Origin of the sequence: Salinirubrum litoreum (assembly GCF_020567425.1) — an archaeon.
GTDB lineage: Archaea > Halobacteriota > Halobacteria > Halobacteriales > Haloferacaceae > Salinirubrum > Salinirubrum litoreum.
On sequence record NZ_JAJCVJ010000001.1, the window covers coordinates 735965 to 752912 of the forward strand.

The window sequence follows — 16948 nt, forward strand, 5'->3', positions numbered from 1 at the left end:
AATCGAACTGCGTGCGATCGTCGGTGATCGCCCACGTCCGGGCGGTCGCCGACGAACCCCAGTCGGCGGCGGTCGACCGAGTTACGCCTCTTCGTCGACCGCGAGGTCCTCGGCGTCCACGTCGACGGCCGCCTCCTCCTCGGCGGCGACCTCTTCGGGACGTGCTTCCAGCGTCAGCTTCTGGATCTCCACCCGGCGGAGCGGGTAGATGGTCTTCGCCTCGCCGTAGATGGCCGAGGAGAGTCGCCCCTCCACGACGCTGTCGACGAGTTGCTCGAAGCTGCGTTCTTTCGCGGCCTCGCGCACGAGGTCGATCATGACCCGGCGGATGGCCTGCTCCTGACTGCGGTCGGCCTTCTTGGTCGTGAAGGCGACCGGCTGGAGCTGGACGCGGTAGTCGTCGGTCGTCAGCACCGTCTGGGCGACGGAGACCTTCGACGCACCGCGCCGGACGAGACTCCGGAGGTAGTCGCGTGTGAGTTCGTGCTTGACGAACTCGGTGTACGCGGCGTCGGAGCCGACGTCGGTGATCTTGAACGTCAGCTTGGTGTTGTTCTGGCCGGCGTCGTCTTCGATCTCGCCGAGCGTCGTCTCGATGGTTCGCTCGTAGATCTTGTCTGGTTCGTCGGCGAAGGTCTCGCCGAGTTTCGCGCGGTCGAACTGCTCGGGTGCGAGCACGTCGTACCAGCGCTTGCCTCGCTTCTGCTTGGATACGGATCGTTCACTCATGATTTGGTGTGGTGTGTCGGTCTGCTGTCTCTGCGACTGTGTCCGCGACGGAGACGTTGACGACGTAGTCGTCGACCGACGACTGCAGGCCGCCGGTCGTCTCTCGCTCGATCTCGGTCACGACCCGGTCGCCCTCGACTCGCGTCGTCATCGACGCGGTGTTGTCGGGGATCAGCGCGGCCGCCACGACGGCGGGGTCCGCGTGGGTCGTCCGGAGTCGAGCGCGTCGGGTCACAGTGCCTCCCTGAACGCCGCGATGAACTCCTTCGTCGGTGCCTCGAATCGTGCCTCGCCGGTCCGTGTCGTCCCGCCCGCAGTGCCGCCGAGTTCGGCGACGGCGGCCGAGAGTGCCCGACCGACGCCGACCGGGTCGACGCTCGCGGCGGCCGCCCCGTCGTCGCCGACGACGAGGACGGTCGGCTCCGGAGAGCGGAAGTCCCGGCAGAGCCGAGCGACGGTCCCGAGCGTCGTGTGATCGACCTCGGTCTCGACGCGGGCGACGAACAGGCCGTCGTACCGGCCGGTCGTCGCCTCGCGGAGCGCGCGGTGTGCGACGAGCGCGTGCTCGCGCCACGCCGACAGCGCCGCCTCCCGAGCGTCGTGTCCGAGCGCCAGCGCGACACCGGTTCCGGGTCGCTCTCTGGCGACCGCGTCCAGCACGTCGGCGTAGCCGCCGAGCGTGGCGAAGGGGGCGTCCGGTGTCGCGTACGGCCGGAGCAGTCGTTCGACCGCCTCGGCCGACCGTGGGGTCGCGTCGGCGTCGGTCGCGGTCTGGACCGCGACGAGCGACGCGACGGTACGGTGGGCGTCGTCGTCCAGTTCTGCCGGCAGGTCCAACTCCGCGAGGTCGGCGCGCAGGCGCTCCACCTCGCCGGAGTACGGCCCGTGGGCGAGTGTCGTGTGTGCCAGTCCGTCGCCGAGGTCGGCGACCGGGACCGCCACGCCGGGTCGGCGCTCGACCGCGCCGGTCTCGACTGCGGTGTCGAGGACGTCCTCGCTCCCGGCGTCGCCGGGAACGGACTCGCGGGCGACGACGCCGGCGAGCGTGAGCACGGGGTCGGGGTCGGTCCCGAGCACCCGCGCCGTCTCGTCGGCGGTCACGCTGGCCGGCGTCGGTTCGCCGGGGACGACGAGGTCGGCGGGTGCCGACTCGTGGCCGACCGCGAGGACGAGGCTGTCGTCGTCGCGGTCGGTCGACTCGTCTGTCGCGTCGGCGTTGCCGGTGACGGTAGGGTCGGCGGTCGCGGCCGAGGTCGTCCGGATCTGGAACGGCACGTCGAGGGCTCTGCACGCCCGCGCGAGGAGACCGCTGGCGGCGAGGCTGTCGCCGTCGGCCCGCGCGAGCACCCGGACGAACGGGGCCTCACGCAGGGCGCGGGCGACGGTCTCGCCGTCGGCGGTCTCGTCGGCTGGACGTGCAGTGGACATCGACTAGTCGAGGAGTTCTTTCGCGGCGTCGTAGCTGTACGTGAAGTCTTCGTCGAGCTTGCCGCCCCGGTAGTAGGAGACGAGCCGACGGATCTTCGACTCCGTGTTCTGGAGTGCGCGGCGGTTCTGGTGGTCCTGACCGTTCTCCTCCACGTGCTCGCGGAGGGTGATGGCGCGTTCCATCAGGTTCCGGAGGTCCTCGGGCAGATCGGGGTCGGCGTCGTGGTCCTCGAGAATCTCGGTGACCTTCTTGCCGGTCGCCAGCTTCACGTTCGGGATCGGCGTGCCCTTCACGCCCTCGTCCCGAAGCGCGAGTCCGATCTGGCTCGGGTCGTGGCCCTGCTCTGCGAGTTCCACGACTCGCTCCTCGATGGCCTCGCTGTCTACGTCACTCCACTCCGGCGGTTCGTCTGTCACGGGCTTGTCCGAGTCGGAACTCCCGCGACGGCGGGTGTGCATTCGTGCCATTGTTCTGGTTGGAACGGCACAAGCCGCAGAGGTAGATGTACCGACTGCTGTCGATAACACGTCCGTAATCCCGAAGTCCGGGCGCGTGTGCCCCGGACGAGTCAGATTTACGGCTGTGCTGTTCCCGTCGGTGAGTCGTCGGCTCTCGGTGAAAAGGGTTGTCACTCCGGACTGGGTGTGTGTCTCGGTCCCAGACGTGGCGCGGGTAGCCGTGTGACTTATTCTCACGAACGGCCACCAGAAACTTACCAGTTCCAGCCGTTTTCGTCTCTCATGGAACGACGCAACTTCCTCGAGGCGACGGCGACACTCGCCACAGCGAGCACGGTCGGACTCGCCGGCTGTTCGGCGATGAGTGGCACCGCGACCGGGACGCTGGCGACGCGGGTCAGCGACCAGCCCGGCGACATCGCCGACTTCGAGGAGTGTATCGTCACGATCACCGAGGTCTGGGCCAAGCCCGCCGACGGTGAACTCGTCGAGAAAGACGTCGAGGAGACCGACGCGGACCTGACGGAGTTGCAGGGCGAGGCGTCGTCGCTGGTCGACGAGGTCGAACTGGAGACCGGCGAGTACAGCTTCCTGCAGGTGCAGATCAACGAGACGAGCGCGACGCTGACCGACGGGAGCGAGGCGAACGTGCAGGTCCCCGGCGAGGCGCCCCTGAAGTTCGAGAAGAGCTTCGAGATCCGGGCGGGCGAGACGACGCAGTTCACCGCCGACTTCACGCCGGTCAAGGCCGGCGGCAGTGGGATGTACAACCTCCAACCGGTCGCCGAGGAAGTGACCGTGACCTACGAGGACGAGGAGACCGAGAGCGGCAACCAGACGACCGGCGGCAACGAGTCCGCGTAACGCCGCCATCGGTGAATCGACACGGTCGACACGACCGTTCTGCGTCTTCGACACGGCGACCGCGAGTGGCGACAGTCTCGGTCGGGACGACCGAAGCCGGAAAAACAGCGTGTGTCGCCGACCTCAGCCGACGACGATCCAGACCGCCAGCGCGATGGTCTGCAGGATGATGACGAACTTCACGCCCGAGAGGATGTCCGCGTCGCGGATGTACCCCGAGATGAACCCCGAGAGGATCGCCTGCAGGGTGACCGCGTGGAAGAACAGCACCGACAGCAGGTTCGTGTCGATGCTCGCACCGAAGGAGGTGCCGCCGGCCGCCGCGCCGCCACCGCCGCCGCCGGAACTCGCCTGATCGGTCAGCCCCGACATCACGTCGAGGAACTGGGTCTTCAGGATCGCCATCACCGCGAGCAGGGTGAGGTACGTCATGATGATGATGACGACCTGCATCCGGGTGCGGGACTTGCGTTCGCGGGCGATGTCGTCCTGGTTCTCGGAGGCCTGTGCCGCCGTGGTCAGTACGTCCGTGATCTGGCTGGAGGCCTCCTGTGCCTTCGTGATCAGCTTCACCGTGCGGGCGAGTCGCGGGATGTGGTACTTGTTGTTGAACTCGACCAGCGCCTCCCGGAGGCTCATCCCGTAGTTCACCTTCGCGTACATCACGTCGAACTCGTCAGCGAGTTTCCCGGACGAGGTCTCCGAGACGGTCTTGACCGATTCGAGCAGGGTCTGGCCGGTGTCGTTCGCACTGGAGAGTTTCCGGAGGTTGTCCGACAGTTTGCTCACGACCGCGTTGCGCGACCGCTGGTTCCACTCCCGGAAGAAGGCGAGCGGGAACGCGGTGATGTAGATCGGCACGTACACCCAGATGAACGTCCCCCAGACCGGTTGTGCGACCATCCCGTCCCACGAGGTCGGTGCGACGCCCTGCACCAGCGCGACTGCCAGCAGGACCAGCGCGGCCGGGACCGTCAGCGCCAGCGTGTACAGCGGGTTGTCCCGGAAGAACAGGTGCGGCGCTTTGAGCAGTTCCTTCGTCTTGTAGGTGCCCTCCTTGCTCTTGATGCGGTCGAAGACGCCGAAGGTGCCCGCGAAGCTCTCGATGAGGCCGAGGTGGAGCAGGCCCTCTTTGTTCGACTCGGCGAGGCGGTCGGTCCCCTCCTGCGGGCTGAGGTAGCCGTCGCCCGGTTCGTCCTCCTTCACCGTCGAGACCAGCACGAGGAACCCGACGCCCGTGAGGGGAATCAGGCCGTAGACGGTCGCGTACAGGAGGAGTTGGTCAGCGTTGCCCAGCATCGACATGATGACGAGGATGATGATGAGCAGGAGCGGAAACAGCGAGAGCGTCATGTACATCTCGCCGAACAGTTCCAGCGTCTCCAGGGTCATCTCCTGTTGCTGCTGGGCGGTCCGCATGTGCTTGTCCTTCTTGTCGTCCAGGAACTGCTCCATGTTCCCGCCGGAGTTGACGATAGAGAGCATGTCCGTCAGGAACTGCGAGAGTTCGTCGCTCGGGGTCGCTTCGGCTTGATTCTGGATGGCGTTCCGGTAGTCGGTGCCGAAGTACTCGGTCTCCTGGACGATGCCCTGGAACTCGCGGGCCACCTCGCCGTAGGTGTCCTCGGCCTTCGCCATCGCCTCCAGAATCTCCAACTGGTTCAGCCCCCCGACCGACAGGGCGTACATGAACGACACCGAATCGGAGAGGAGCATGTTGATCTCGCGTTTCCGCGCCGACGCCCGCGAGTAGGGGATGGCCAGCAGTGTCCCGAACCCCATCCCGAAGCCGATGGCACCGAAGAACAGCCCCGAGAACAGCACGGCGGCGGGCATCTTCAGCGCCTCGATGGTCTGTAACGCCCCCGGACTCGGGGCGGGGAGTCCGATAGACAACATCTCCGTACTCAGAATACCGAGTGCGAACAGGCCGTAGGCGAGCAGACTGCCGACCAACCACAGCGCGCCCCCCGCGATGACGCCGATCGCGAGCGCCTGCGAGATGAACATCTCGACGGTGTCGCCCATCCGTGCTTCCGCCAGTTTCGTCTCGATGTCGTGGACGAAGTCGCCGTCGGGGTCGAACAACCACTGGAACAGCGGGTAGAAGGCGTCACCGAGCGCGTCCGCGCTGTTTCCGCCGCCGACGCTCGGTCCACCCGTGTCGAGACTCATTCGTCCTCCTCGGGGTCGGCGCTCTCGAACTCACCGAAGCCCCACTCGTCGTCGAGGCCGGCGTCGCCATCCCCGTCGCCGTCGGCGTCGTCGCCCTCGTCACCACCGAGATCGAACTCGTCGGGCGCGTCGTCTCCGTCGAAGTCGCTCCCCTCGCCGAAATCGCTTCCGTCACCGAAGTCGCTCCCGCCGTCGAACCCGCCGCCCTCGTCGAAGTCGCTCGGATCGCCCAGGTCGTCCACGTCCCAGTTGTCCGGGTCCTCCATGTCGGCCGGCGAGGCGTCGTCGTCCATCTCCGAGGGGTCCGACCCGATGAACATCGGTTCGTCGCCGAAGTCCAGTACGTCCTCGTCGCCCTCGGCGTCCGCCTCTGGCTCTGTCTGTGACCCACTCGCCGGATCGTCGAGGTTCATCGACCCGCCCCCCTGTCCCTCGTTCAGGTGCAGTTCGTCTGGGTCGTCGGACTCGTCGGGGGCTTCGAGTTCGCTCGGGTCGTCGAACTCGTCGCCGTACTCGTCCAGTGGATCCGGGCCGTCGTCGGACTGCTCGTGGTCGGCGGCCGCGAGTTCCGGGTGGTCCGGCCCGTCGTCGTCCGCGTCGGCCACCACGTCTTCCTCCGATTCGAGGTCCAGCAGGGCGCTGGCGACACTGCTCGCGTCCTCGCCACGGTAGTCGTCGAACAGTTCGTCTTCGGCACGGTCGAGAATCTCCTCGGCCTCGGCGATCTTCTCCTCGTTCGCGCTCGGGCGCGGCACCATCGCCTCCTTCTCGGGGTCGATGTCGATCAGGACCGACTCCATCTCCCGCAGGTCTTCCAGCGACCGTTCCAACTGGCCGTTCGCCATCAGCGTCAGGATGGTGTCCTGGTCGTTGATGAACGCCTGGAACGTCGCCGCGACCTGCGTGTAGGTGTTCAGGCCGTGTTTGATCAGGTACGCGAGGACGACCCGGCGCTTGAACATCTCGGTCCGCAGGGTGTGTTCGTTCCACCCACGGTCGAACTTGATCTCGTCCAACGTGTTCGAGTCGCCCATCTTCAGGAACTCGTCGGTCTCGGCCTGCCACTGGTAGACGTCCTGCACGTTGATCTCGTCGTTCTCGGCGTCGTAGTGGTTGATCTCTGTGAGCGACTTGTTCCGGCGGACCTTGTTGCCCTGCACCCGCGTCTGGGTCTGGATGGAGACGAGGTCCAGCGCGGTGAACATCGTCTTCGAGACGTTGATCGGGTCGGTCGTGAACCGCTTCAGCACCTCGCCGACCGAGTCCGCGTGGAAGGTGGTGTAGGTCGTGTGCCCCGTGGACATGACCTGGAAGAGCGTCCGCCCCTCCTCGCCACGGATCTCACCCATGACGATGTACTCGGGGCGCTGGCGCAGTGCGGCCTCCAGCAGGTCGAACTCGTCCACGTCGCCCTTGTCGTCGTCGGAGAAGGAGGGTCGCGTGACCGACGCGATCCAGTTCCGCTGTGGCAGTTCGACCTCGCGGGTGTCCTCGATGGAGACGATCTTCGCGTTCGAGGGGATGAACAGCGAGACCGCGTTCAGCGAGGTCGTCTTCCCGGAGGCGGTACCCCCGGCGAAGATGAGGCTCTTGTTGTTCTCGATGCAGAGCCAGAGGAACGCCATCTCGTCGAGCGAGAAGGTCGACCAGTTGATCAGGTCGATGGGCGTGAACGGCACGTCCTTGAACTGACGGATGGTGTAGTTGGTCCCGTGATCCGACACTTCCTTACCGAGCGTCAACTGGGCACGGGAGCCGTCCGGCAGGGTCGCGTCGACCTGCGGTCGACGCTTCGAGATACCCTTCCCGGATCGCTGTGCCAACTTGACGACGAAGTCGTCCAGTTCCGTCTCGTCGTGGTAGATGTTCGTGATCAGCTGTTCGTAGTCGCCGTGGTAGACGAACACCGGCGAGTTGTAGCCGTCACAGGAGATGTCCTCCACGTTCACGTCGTTCTTGATCCCGTCGATGCGCTCGTAGCCGATGAAGTCCCGCTTCAGCAGGTAGAGCAGTTTGTCCACCTGGTACTCCGAGAGGGTGTCTCGGTCCTCCTCGATGACGACCGGTTCCGGTCGGGCTTCGATTCCCTCCAGTCCGCCGTCCTCGGTGCGGTGGCCCTGCCAGCCGAGCATCGCCAGCAGTTTCGCGGTCGTCCCTTCGTCGTCCTCGACGCCGAGTCGCTCCGCGACCGTGTCCAGCAGTTCGTTCCCGTCGTCGGTCTGGTAGAGGTCGTACCGCTCCAGGAGACTCAGCGTCTCGTTCTCGATGACGGTCCGGCGCTGGTCGTCGCCGCCGACCAGCACTCCGTCGTCGGAGTACTTGATCGCGTTCCGGAGTTTGCCGGTGAGGAACTCCTTCAGGTCGGACTCGATCTCGGTCGTGTACGGCTGGACCACGTAGTACTTCTTCTCGTTCTCCTTGCTGGAGTGGAAGATGATGACGAACGCGTACGGTTTGTTGACCCAGTAGCGTTCGATCTCCTCGAAGTGGGTCTTCTTCGCCAGCGGGACCGACTTCTCCAGATCGTAGCGGTTGACGACCGTGGTGTGGCCCTCCGAGGTGGAGAAGAAGTCGTCCTCGGAGAAGTCCTCGGCCACGTCGACGGTTCGCCGGTCCACGATCTCGGCGAGGTCGTCCCGGCGGTTCCCGGCGTGAGAGAGCACGCTCTCGACGTGCTCGGGGTCGAAGCCGAGCGTCGGTTCGGCGTCGAAGGGGTCGACCTCGCCCTCCGACTCCGGCCGACTGCCGTCCTCGTCGTAGTAGTACTCACGCTTGTAGTGTTCCCACAGGTACTCGTCTTTGACGACCGGCGTCGTCTCCGGGTCACAGAACGACTCGAAGTGCTCCTGCAACCGTTCGGCGGTCGCACCGGCCTCGCCGACACGGTCTTCGGTGTCGGTCGGGTGGAAGCCCAGATGCTCCTCGGGGTCGAAGTCCACACGCGCCCAGTCCTGTTCGCCGAGCGTCGTCCGGACCGCCTCGTCGTCGCCCGAGTCCCAGCGCTCGCTCCCCGGTGCGGCCCCGAGATTCCGATACAGTTCCGACTCGACCTCGTCGTAGTCGTACTCCGTGAGGTAGTCCGACCACGTGTACTCGCCGACCGTGACCTGCTGTCCGTGGGTGTCGGTCCCCGCCTCCCCGTCGGCGTGCCCCTCGGACTCCGCTGAGTCGTCGGCTCCGCTCAACTGCGATGGGTCGGAGCCGTCAGCGTCGTCGATAGCCATTGGTCCACCGTCGGTGTCCCCCATCAAAAAGCCTTCTCCATAATTAACCCAAACTTACTACTTCTGTCTCTCTGATACGTTCGGAATCGAACGCGACCCGGTCGCGACAGATTCGGCTGCAGTCCTGCTCTTTCTCTCCGAAATTCCGACGACAGCGACTGTCGGCTCCCGTGCTCTTCTGTGGTCGGGTCTCCGACAGAACTGCGTAGGTTCAGATGGATCGAGTGCCCGTTCGCTCGCGCGCGACACCGAGTTAAGCCGGGCTTAACCGCCTCGGTTCGCTCGGCTCGTCCGACTCGATTCGGGGATCGGTACCACCGGTGTCGCCCGCGTCACACCGACTCAGCGTCTGATCTCGAAGCCGTCCAGTCCCTCGGGGTCGCCGTACTCGACGGCCACGTCCGAGACGGTCGCCTGTGGACTGCCCGTGTCGCACCAGTCGACCATCGACTCCACCGCCGAGCGTGGGCCCTCGAACACCGCCTCGACCCGGCCGTCGGCGAGGTTCCGCACCCAGCCGTCGACGCCGTGGTCGCGGGCCGTGTCCCGTGTCGTCGCGCGGTAGAAGACGCCCTGTACTCGCCCGGTGACGAAGACGTGTGCGCGAACGCGGTCGCTGTCGTCGGTCATGGATCGACGTTCGACGCCCGCCGGGGAAAAGCCACCGTCCCGGGCGCGACGCGAATCGACGGCATCTAAGTGGTCGGCCGGAAACGGTGGCGTATGGACTTGTTCGGAACCGCCGGCATCCGTGGCAGTGCCAGAGAGCGCGTGACACCGGAACTCGCGCTGGCGGTCGGCCGCGCCGTCGGTCGGGACGCCGACGAGGTCGTCGTCGGCCGCGACGGACGCACGACCGGCCCGGCACTCGCGGCGGCCGTCGAGGCGGGCCTGCTCTCTGCGGGCGCGACCGTCCGCCGAGTCGGCGTCGTCCCGACGCCCGCACTCGCCTCCGCCTCGCGGGGCCGACGCGGCGTGATGCTGACCGCCTCGCACAACCCGCCGACCGACAACGGGATCAAACTGTTCGTGAACGGCGTGGAGTACGACCGCGAGGCGGAACGCCGGATCGACCGCCGCGTCGAAGCCGACGAACCGTCGGCGGCGTGGGACGAGTGGGCCGACTCCAGCCACGTCGACCCACTGCCCGACTACCGCGAGTCGGTCGTCGCCTACGCCGAGACACTGGGTGCGCCGGCCGACGACCTCCGGGTCGCAGTCGACTGCGGCAACGGGATGTCGGCAGTCGGAACGCCGCAGGTGCTCCGGGACCTCGGCGCGTCGGTCGTCACGCTGAACGCGAACGTGGACGGTCACTTCCCCGGCAGAGAGAGCAAACCGACGCCAGAGTCGCTCGCGGACCTCCGGGCGTTCGTCGCCGACGGCGACTTCGACCTCGGCGTCGGTCACGACGGGGACGCTGACCGCATCGTGATCGTGGACGGCACGGGCGAGGTGATCCACGAGGACACCGTGGTCGCGATTCTCGCCGAGCGGTACGTCCGGACTGCCGAGGCGGCCGACCCGGTCGTCGTCACGACACCGAACGCCTCGGCGCGCATCGACGAGCGAGTTCGGGCCGCAGGCGGTCGCGTCGAGCGCGTCCGACTCGGTGCGCTCCACGAGGGCATCGCCCGCGTCCGGCGTGAGGGTGGCGAGGACACCGCGGTCGTCTTCGCCGCCGAACCGTGGAAACACGTCCACACGCGGTTCGGCGGCTGGATCGACGGCATCTGTAGCGCGGCCGTGCTGTCACGGCTCGTGGCGGAGTCGGGGCTGTCCGCACTCAGAGAGCCAGTCACGGAGCGCCCGTACCGGAAGGTCAGCGTCTCCTGTCCGGACGACGCGAAGTCGGCGGTGATGGCCGACCTGACGACCAGTCTGCCCGAGGCGTTCCCCGAGGCCGAGGTGGACACCGACCACGGCGTCCGCCTGGAACTGCCGGACAGTTCGTGGGTGCTCGTCCGGCCGAGCGGTACGGAACCCTACGTCAGAGTCTACGCCGAGAGCGACGAGGTGGACGAACTGATCGACGCGGCGACCGACGTCGTCGAGTCGGTGGTCGCCGCCAACTGAGTTCGGTCGGGTCGACCCGGAGTCGGGTTCCACGGCCCGAGTCGCCTTCCACGCCCCGAAACCGGCCTCCACGAACCGAGGTCAGCCTCCACGAGCCGAGTCTGCCGGCGACGACCGCACCGAGTCGCTCCTGTCGGGGGAGTTCCCGATGCCGGAGTCCGGTTCGGTTTTCTCACACATCTGCCGTGTGAAACGACGCCTTTATGCCTAACTCTCGGCCTTGATACTGCATAGGTGTCCATAGATATGGATAGACGGACGTTCATCAAGGGGACGGGTGTCGCAGGCATCGCCGGACTCGCAGGCTGTACCGGCGGACCGACGCAGGAAGCGACAGAGAGTGCGACAGACACACCGACGGACTCCGGCGGCGACATGGAGGACACGGAGACCGAGACGACGACCGAGAGCGGGCCGGCCGCGAACGTCGGCATGGTCTACGCGCTCGGCGGTCTCGGCGACAAGTCGTTCAACGACGCCGCCAAGCGCGGTGTCGTGCAGGCCGAGGAGGAACTCGGCATCGCCTACGCCGAGGTCCAGCCCGAGGCGTCCGAGGAGTTCCCGCAGTTCCAGCGCCGGTACGCACAGTCGACGGACCCGAACTACGACCTCGTGTGCTGTATCGGCTTCGCCCAGCAGAGCGCGCTGGCGGAGACCGCACCGGGCTTCTCGGACCAGAACTTCATGCTCGTCGACGCCGTCGTCGACGAACCGAACGTCGCCAACTACGTCTTCCGCGAGGAGGAGGGCTCGTTCCAGGTCGGCCACCTCGCCGGCCTGATGACGACCCGGTCGTTCGACGCGGGGTCCGGCGAGACGCAGTCCGACTCGACGAACGTCGGCTTCGTCGGCGGCGTCGACGCGCCGCTGATCCGGAAGTTCCAGGCCGGCTTCGAGGCGGGTGTCAACTACGCCAACTCCGACGTAGACGTGAGCACGGCGTACGCCGGGTCGTTCTCCGACTCCGCACAGGGGAAGGAGATCGCCACGTCGATGTACCAGTCCGGTGCCGACATCGTCTACCACGCGGCCGGCGCGACCGGCCTCGGGGTCTTCCAGGCCGCGAAAGAGCAGGGCAAGTACGCCATCGGCGTCGACTCCGACCAGTCGCTGACCGAGCCGAACTTCGCCGACGTCATCATGGCGAGCATGGTCAAGCGCGTCGAGACGCCGGTGTACGAGTCGATCGAGAACGTCGTCAACGACGACTTCAACGGCGGTTCGACGACGACACTCGGACTGGAGGAGGACGGTGTCGCCTGCGTCTACGGCGACCAACTCGGCTCCGCCATCCCGCAGGACGTGAAAGACGCCGTCGCCGAGACCCGCGAAGGGATCATCTCGGGCGACATCGACGTGCCGACCGAACCGCAGTAGACGCGCGGTGGCCGGCCGACCGGCCGTTCGGGCTATCGGTCGACCGGTTCGAGAGACAGGAGAGACACAGGATGACAGACGACGCGACCGCGTGTGGCGACCGGCCGATCGGCGTCCTCGACGACCGGCGGACGCCGGTGTGTGCCCCTGCCCCACCCGGCCCGCGAAACCACGACTTTATGCGGACCACTACGAAACCCACACTCAGATGACGACCGCTGTCCACCTCGACGGGATCACGAAACGCTTCCCTGGGGTCGTCGCCAACGACGACGTGACCCTCACCGTCGAGCGCGGCACGGTCCACGCGCTGTTGGGCGAGAACGGCGCGGGGAAGACGACGCTGATGAACGTCCTCTACGGCCTCTACCAGCCGACAGAGGGGACCATCAACGTCGACGGCGAGCCACGCGAATTCGACTCGCCCCGTGACGCCATCGACGCCGGCATCGGGATGATCCACCAGCACTTCATGCTCGTGGACCCGATGACGGTCACCCAGAACATCGTGCTGGGCCACGAACCCCGGAAGTGGTTGGGACTGGCGACAGACTCCGCACAGGCGCGGGCCGACGTGCGCGAACTCTCCGAGAAGTACGGCTTCGACGTCGACCCCGAGGCGGCCATCGAGGACGTGTCGGTCGGCGTCCAACAGCGCGTCGAGATTCTGAAGGCGCTGTATCGCGGGGCGGACATCCTCATCCTCGACGAACCGACCGCCGTGTTGACGCCACAGGAGGTCGAGGAACTGTTCGCCGTCTTCGAGGAACTCACCGCACAGGGCAAGACGATCATCTTCATCACCCACAAACTGGGCGAGGCGATGCACGCCGCCGACGACATCACGGTCCTGCGGGACGGCCACCACGTCGGGACCGTCCCCGCAGACGAGACCACCCGCGAGTCGCTCGCGGAACTGATGGTCGGCCGCGAGGTGCTGATGGAGGTCGGGACCGACACCCGCGAACCGGGCGAGACGGTCCTCGGCGTCGAGAACATCCACGTCGACGACAACCGCGGCATCGAGGCCGTGACCGACGTGAACTTCTCCGTCCGGGAGGGCGAGATCTTCGGCATCGCCGGCGTCGACGGCAACGGCCAGTCGGAACTGATCGAAGCGATCACCGGGCTTCGGACGCCGACGACGGGGCGAGTCGTCTACGAGGGCGAGGACATCACCGACGCGCCGCGCAGACAGCGGATCGACAGTGGGATGGCGTACGTCCCCGAGGACCGCCACGAGCGCGGACTGGTGATGGAGTTCGACCTCGTGAGCAACGGGATTCTGGGGAGCCAGCACAGCCCGCAGTTCGCCCGCGACGGCCGGATCGACTGGCCGGGCGCGCGGACCCACGCCGAGGACATCATCTCGGAGTACGACGTGCGGCCGCCGAACGCCGACGCGACTGCGGAGTCGCTGTCGGGCGGCAACCAGCAGAAGTTCATCGTCGGTCGGGAGTTCGAGCGAAATCCCGATCTGGTGGTGGCGACGCACCCGACACGCGGTGTGGACATCGGCTCGACCGAGTTCATCCACGACCGCCTCCGTGAACTGCGGCAGGCCGGGAAGGGCATCCTGCTCGTCTCCTCGAAACTCGACGAGGTGCAGGGGCTGTCCGACAGACTCGGCGTGATGCACGACGGGCGACTGATGGACGTGGTCGACCCTGCCGAGGTGACCGAAGAACAGATCGGCCTGCTGATGGCCGGCGAGTCCATCGACGCCGGCACGGACGCGACCGCCGACGGGCAGACGACTGCGCCCGCCGAGTCGGACGCCGACGTGGCGGCCGACGGAGGTGAGCGATGAGCGACTCCGGTGTGGAACCCGAAGCGCCGGCAGAGTCGGAGTCGCCAGAACAGACCGGCTGGCGGCGTCAGCTCCAGCGCCTCGTGGACGCCTCTGCCTTCGAACGACTGGCGATCAGTGTCGCGGCGCTCGTGCTCGCCGTACTGGTCGGCGCGGTCATCATCCTCGTCTCCGGTCGCATCGCCACCTGCCAGACGGCGGCGGCCACCTACTTCGGTCTCGGGTTCTGTTACGATCCGATCGAGGTGTACCTCGTGCTGTTCAACGGCGCGCTCGGCAACCCCTTCGCGCTCGGCGAGCCGGCGCTGTTCGCCGAGGGCTGGGGCTTCTACAACTTCGGCCTCGCGCTGACGCTGAAGGAGACGACACTGCTCGTCTTCACCGGCCTGTCGGTGGCCGTGGCGTTCCGCGCGGGCCTGTTCAACATCGGGACGCAGGGCCAGTTAGTGCTCGGTGCGCTGGCGACCGGCCTGTTCGCGCTGTACGTCTCGCGTGCGGTTCCCTCGGGGATGATCGGCGGTCTGATCGTCATCCCGACGTCGATTCTCGTCGGCGCGGTCGTCGGCGGGCTCTACGGCGCGATTCCGGGGGCGCTGAAGGCCTACGCCGACGCGAACGAGGTGATCACGACGATCATGCTCAACTTCATCGCCGCACAGGTCGCCTTCGTGGTCGTCTCGGAGTACTTCCGCAACCCCGACTCGCAGGTCGTCGAGACGACGCCGCTGGCCGACTTCGCCACCATCCTGCCGGTGAGTTCGTTCCTCCCGTTCGGCTTCCCGGCTTCGGGTGACTTCTCGCTGCTCGCGCTGGCGTTCGCGTTCCTGCTGGTCGCGGCAATCTTCTACCTGCTCGAACGCACCTCGTTCGGCTACGACCTGCGCACCTCCGGCATCCAACCCGAGGCGGCCGAGTACGGCGGCGTCGACGCCAAGCGGACGACCGTGGCGAGTATGTTCCTCTCGGGTGCGCTCGGGGGCATCGGCGGCGCGGTGTGGGTCCTGATGGTCATCGGCAAGTGGCAGGCCGGCGTGCCGGCGCTCGGCTTCGACGGCATCACGGTCTCCATCCTCGCGGGGAACAACCCGCTCGGTGTCTTCCCGGCCGCGCTGTTGTTCGGGACGCTGAAGTCCGGGTCCGTGGCGGTACAGTTCCAGACCGGCGTGCCGAAGCAACTCGTGGGAGTGCTGCGCGGGCTGATCATCCTGTTCGTGGCGATGCCGGAGTTCTTCCGCCTGCTGGGTCGCAACGTGATCGACCTCCGACCGGAGCGTCCGGCGACCGCGACCGACGGCGGCCGCATCGGGGGTGAGGACGATGAGTAACGAACGCGAGATGGCCGACGAGGGACCGCTGGTCGACGACGACGGCTTCGAGGTCACCTACCGTGTCGGGTTGGCGCTCGGCGCGGTCGGCGCGTTCCTCGTGGTCGTGATCGCGGGACTGGCGTTCCCGCAGACCATCGCGGGCGACCTGCTCGGCATCGTCACGCGAGAGGACACGCTCGCGTCTGCGTTGCGGCTGGCGGTCCCGATCAGCTTCGCGGCGCTGGGTGGCATCTTCGCTGAGAAGGCCGGCGTGATCAACATCGGACTGGAGGGGCTGCTGATCATCTCCGCGTTCACGGCAGTCGCGGTGACGAGTATCATGGGACCGGCGGGCGCGACCGCCGGCCTCCCGCACATCTGGGTCGGCTTCCTCGCGGGCGTGGTCGCCAGTACCTTGCTGTCGCTGCTGTTCGCCATCGTCTGTATCAAGTTCCGGGCGGACCAGATCATCGCGGGACTGGCGGTGTGGCTGATCGCACTGGGCCTCGCGCCCTTCGCGGCGACAGTGTACTACGGCGGGGTGAACTCCGACAGTCTGCCCCGGACGCCGGACACCTTCGCCATCCCGGTGCTCTCGGAGATTCCGGTGCTGGGGGCGTTCTTCAACGCGACCATCCCGGTGTATCTCATGCTCCTCGCGGTCCCGGCGGCGTGGTTCGTGTTGAACCACACCTCGTTCGGGTGGTGGGTGCGCGCCTCGGGTGAGAACCCGCGTGCGCTGGACACCGTCGGCGTGAACGTCAGTCGGGTGCGCTACGCCGCCGTGGTGCTCTCGGGGTTCCTCTCGGGCATCGGCGGGTCGGCGCTCTCGTTGGGAGCGGGCCAGTTCGTCGGCAACGGCCAGACGATGGTCAACGGGAAGGGGTTCATCGCCATCGTGGCGTACCTGTTCGGCAACTACAACCCCATCGGCGCGTTCGGCGCGTCGTTCCTCTTCGCCGGCCTCGAGGCGGTGCAGATCCGCCTCCAGCAGGTGCAGGGGTACGCGATTCCGGACTCGCTGATCCAGACGATTCCGTACGTGACGGTGATCATCATCCTCGCGCTGGTCGGGCGGACCCGGATTCCCTCTGCGGCCGGGGATCACTACGAGTCCGGCGAGGACTGAGGTCGGGGTCGGGGTGAGATGGTGGGGTTCGTGGTTCTCGGTGGTTGGAGGCCGTGGTTCTGGTCGAGGTCGTTGGGGACGGGACCACCGCGATCGGCCGAGCACACCGTGACTCGATCCCGTGTCCTTCTGCGACGACTCCAGACGACTACCGCACCGCCGACCGTGAGAACGTCGGCACGGCGACCGCGACCGCGACTATCGGAGCCCACCGACCCACACAGCGACAGCATCGGCACCGCAGGCCGCGACCCACCGCGACAGCGACCACTACTCGTGCGAGCGCGAGGACCCGCCACCGCCCCGCGGCAGCGACCGCACCTCGGCCCTCCCCACCCGCTACGGCCTGCTCTGGACCCCCGACTGGCCG

At 67.0% G+C, this 16948-nt stretch carries 13 protein-coding genes; 6 read left to right on the forward strand and 7 right to left on the reverse strand.

What is annotated here, in order from left to right:
• Nucleotides 1–81 precede the first annotated feature (81 nt).
• The 4 genes from LI337_RS03520 to LI337_RS03535 are packed head-to-tail and all read right to left on the reverse strand — an operon-like array spanning nt 82 to nt 2625.
• Nucleotides 82–729, reverse strand: coding sequence for a 30S ribosomal protein S3ae (locus tag LI337_RS03520; protein ID WP_227228334.1), 648 nt, complete (start codon nt 727–729; stop codon nt 82–84).
• Entirely contained in the window at nt 722–964 is a 243-nt protein-coding gene (locus LI337_RS03525) for a KEOPS complex subunit Pcc1 (RefSeq protein WP_227228335.1), read from the reverse strand. Before LI337_RS03525 ends, LI337_RS03520 begins: the two co-directional genes overlap by 8 nt.
• Complete coding sequence (locus LI337_RS03530) at nt 961–2157, reverse strand: exonuclease RecJ (RefSeq protein WP_227228336.1); 1197 nt, start codon at nt 2155–2157, stop codon at nt 961–963. The genes LI337_RS03525 and LI337_RS03530 overlap by 4 nt, the downstream gene beginning before the upstream one ends.
• A 3-nt stretch (nt 2158–2160) precedes the next feature.
• On the reverse strand, nt 2161–2625 hold the full coding sequence (locus LI337_RS03535; protein ID WP_227228337.1) for a 30S ribosomal protein S15: 465 nt from the start codon (nt 2623–2625) through the stop codon (nt 2161–2163).
• Between the two features lie 273 nt (nt 2626–2898).
• Here LI337_RS03535 and LI337_RS03540 point away from each other — a divergent pair, with 273 nt between their 5' ends.
• Nucleotides 2899–3480 carry a DUF4382 domain-containing protein gene (locus tag LI337_RS03540; protein WP_227228338.1) on the forward strand — a complete coding sequence of 194 codons (582 nt, stop codon included), beginning with the start codon at nt 2899–2901 and terminating at the stop codon, nt 3478–3480.
• A 123-nt stretch (nt 3481–3603) separates the two neighbouring features.
• Here the strand turns inward: LI337_RS03540 and LI337_RS03545 are convergent, their stop codons facing one another.
• The 3 genes from LI337_RS03545 to LI337_RS03555 all read right to left on the reverse strand — a co-directional run bounded on the left by LI337_RS03545 (nt 3604) and on the right by LI337_RS03555 (nt 9509).
• The gene (locus LI337_RS03545) at nt 3604–5655 is read right to left on the reverse strand and encodes a type II secretion system F family protein (protein ID WP_227228339.1); all 2052 of its coding nucleotides are present in this window, start codon (nt 5653–5655) and stop codon (nt 3604–3606) included.
• Entirely contained in the window at nt 5652–8879 is a 3228-nt protein-coding gene (locus tag LI337_RS03550; protein WP_303645194.1) for an ATPase, T2SS/T4P/T4SS family, read from the reverse strand. Before LI337_RS03550 ends, LI337_RS03545 begins: the two co-directional genes overlap by 4 nt.
• A gap of 342 nt (nt 8880–9221) precedes the next feature.
• A complete protein-coding gene (locus tag LI337_RS03555; protein ID WP_227228340.1) occupies nt 9222–9509 on the reverse strand; it encodes an acylphosphatase in 288 nt (95 codons plus the stop codon).
• Between the two features lie 93 nt (nt 9510–9602).
• Here LI337_RS03555 and LI337_RS03560 point away from each other — a divergent pair, with 93 nt between their 5' ends.
• From LI337_RS03560 to LI337_RS03580, 5 genes are all read left to right on the forward strand, one after another.
• Entirely contained in the window at nt 9603–10955 is a 1353-nt protein-coding gene (locus tag LI337_RS03560; RefSeq protein WP_227228341.1) for a phosphopentomutase/phosphoglucosamine mutase, read from the forward strand.
• Between the two features lie 246 nt (nt 10956–11201).
• Nucleotides 11202–12332 carry a BMP family lipoprotein gene (locus LI337_RS03565; protein WP_227228342.1) on the forward strand — a complete coding sequence of 377 codons (1131 nt, stop codon included), beginning with the start codon at nt 11202–11204 and terminating at the stop codon, nt 12330–12332.
• 208 nt (nt 12333–12540) lie between these two features.
• Complete coding sequence (locus LI337_RS03570) at nt 12541–14142, forward strand: ABC transporter ATP-binding protein (RefSeq protein WP_227228343.1); 1602 nt, start codon at nt 12541–12543, stop codon at nt 14140–14142.
• Nucleotides 14139–15467 carry an ABC transporter permease gene (locus LI337_RS03575; RefSeq protein WP_227228344.1) on the forward strand — a complete coding sequence of 443 codons (1329 nt, stop codon included), beginning with the start codon at nt 14139–14141 and terminating at the stop codon, nt 15465–15467. Before LI337_RS03570 ends, LI337_RS03575 begins: the two co-directional genes overlap by 4 nt.
• 10 nt (nt 15468–15477) lie before the next feature.
• Nucleotides 15478–16578: an ABC transporter permease gene (locus tag LI337_RS03580; RefSeq protein ID WP_380699645.1), complete on the forward strand. Its 1101-nt coding sequence runs from the start codon at nt 15478–15480 to the stop codon at nt 16576–16578.
• The last annotated feature ends 370 nt before the right edge of the window (nt 16579–16948 follow it).

Bases quoted from the DNA above. Each gene is read 5' to 3' on its own strand.
- LI337_RS03560 (WP_227228341.1), top strand. From the start codon at position 9,603: ATGGACTTGTTCGGAACCGCCGGCATCCGTGGCAGTGCCAGAGAGCGC.
- LI337_RS03520 (WP_227228334.1), bottom strand. From the start codon at position 729: ATGAGTGAACGATCCGTATCCAAGCAGAAGCGAGGCAAGCGCTGGTAC.
- LI337_RS03545 (WP_227228339.1), bottom strand. From the start codon at position 5,655: ATGAGTCTCGACACGGGTGGACCGAGCGTCGGCGGCGGAAACAGCGCG.
- LI337_RS03565 (WP_227228342.1), top strand. From the start codon at position 11,202: ATGGATAGACGGACGTTCATCAAGGGGACGGGTGTCGCAGGCATCGCC.
- LI337_RS03580 (WP_380699645.1), top strand. From the start codon at position 15,478: ATGGCCGACGAGGGACCGCTGGTCGACGACGACGGCTTCGAGGTCACC.
- LI337_RS03570 (WP_227228343.1), top strand. From the start codon at position 12,541: ATGACGACCGCTGTCCACCTCGACGGGATCACGAAACGCTTCCCTGGG.
- LI337_RS03535 (WP_227228337.1), bottom strand. From the start codon at position 2,625: ATGGCACGAATGCACACCCGCCGTCGCGGGAGTTCCGACTCGGACAAG.
- LI337_RS03530 (WP_227228336.1), bottom strand. From the start codon at position 2,157: ATGTCCACTGCACGTCCAGCCGACGAGACCGCCGACGGCGAGACCGTC.
- LI337_RS03555 (WP_227228340.1), bottom strand. From the start codon at position 9,509: ATGACCGACGACAGCGACCGCGTTCGCGCACACGTCTTCGTCACCGGG.
- LI337_RS03540 (WP_227228338.1), top strand. From the start codon at position 2,899: ATGGAACGACGCAACTTCCTCGAGGCGACGGCGACACTCGCCACAGCG.
- LI337_RS03575 (WP_227228344.1), top strand. From the start codon at position 14,139: ATGAGCGACTCCGGTGTGGAACCCGAAGCGCCGGCAGAGTCGGAGTCG.
- LI337_RS03550 (WP_303645194.1), bottom strand. From the start codon at position 8,879: ATGGCTATCGACGACGCTGACGGCTCCGACCCATCGCAGTTGAGCGGA.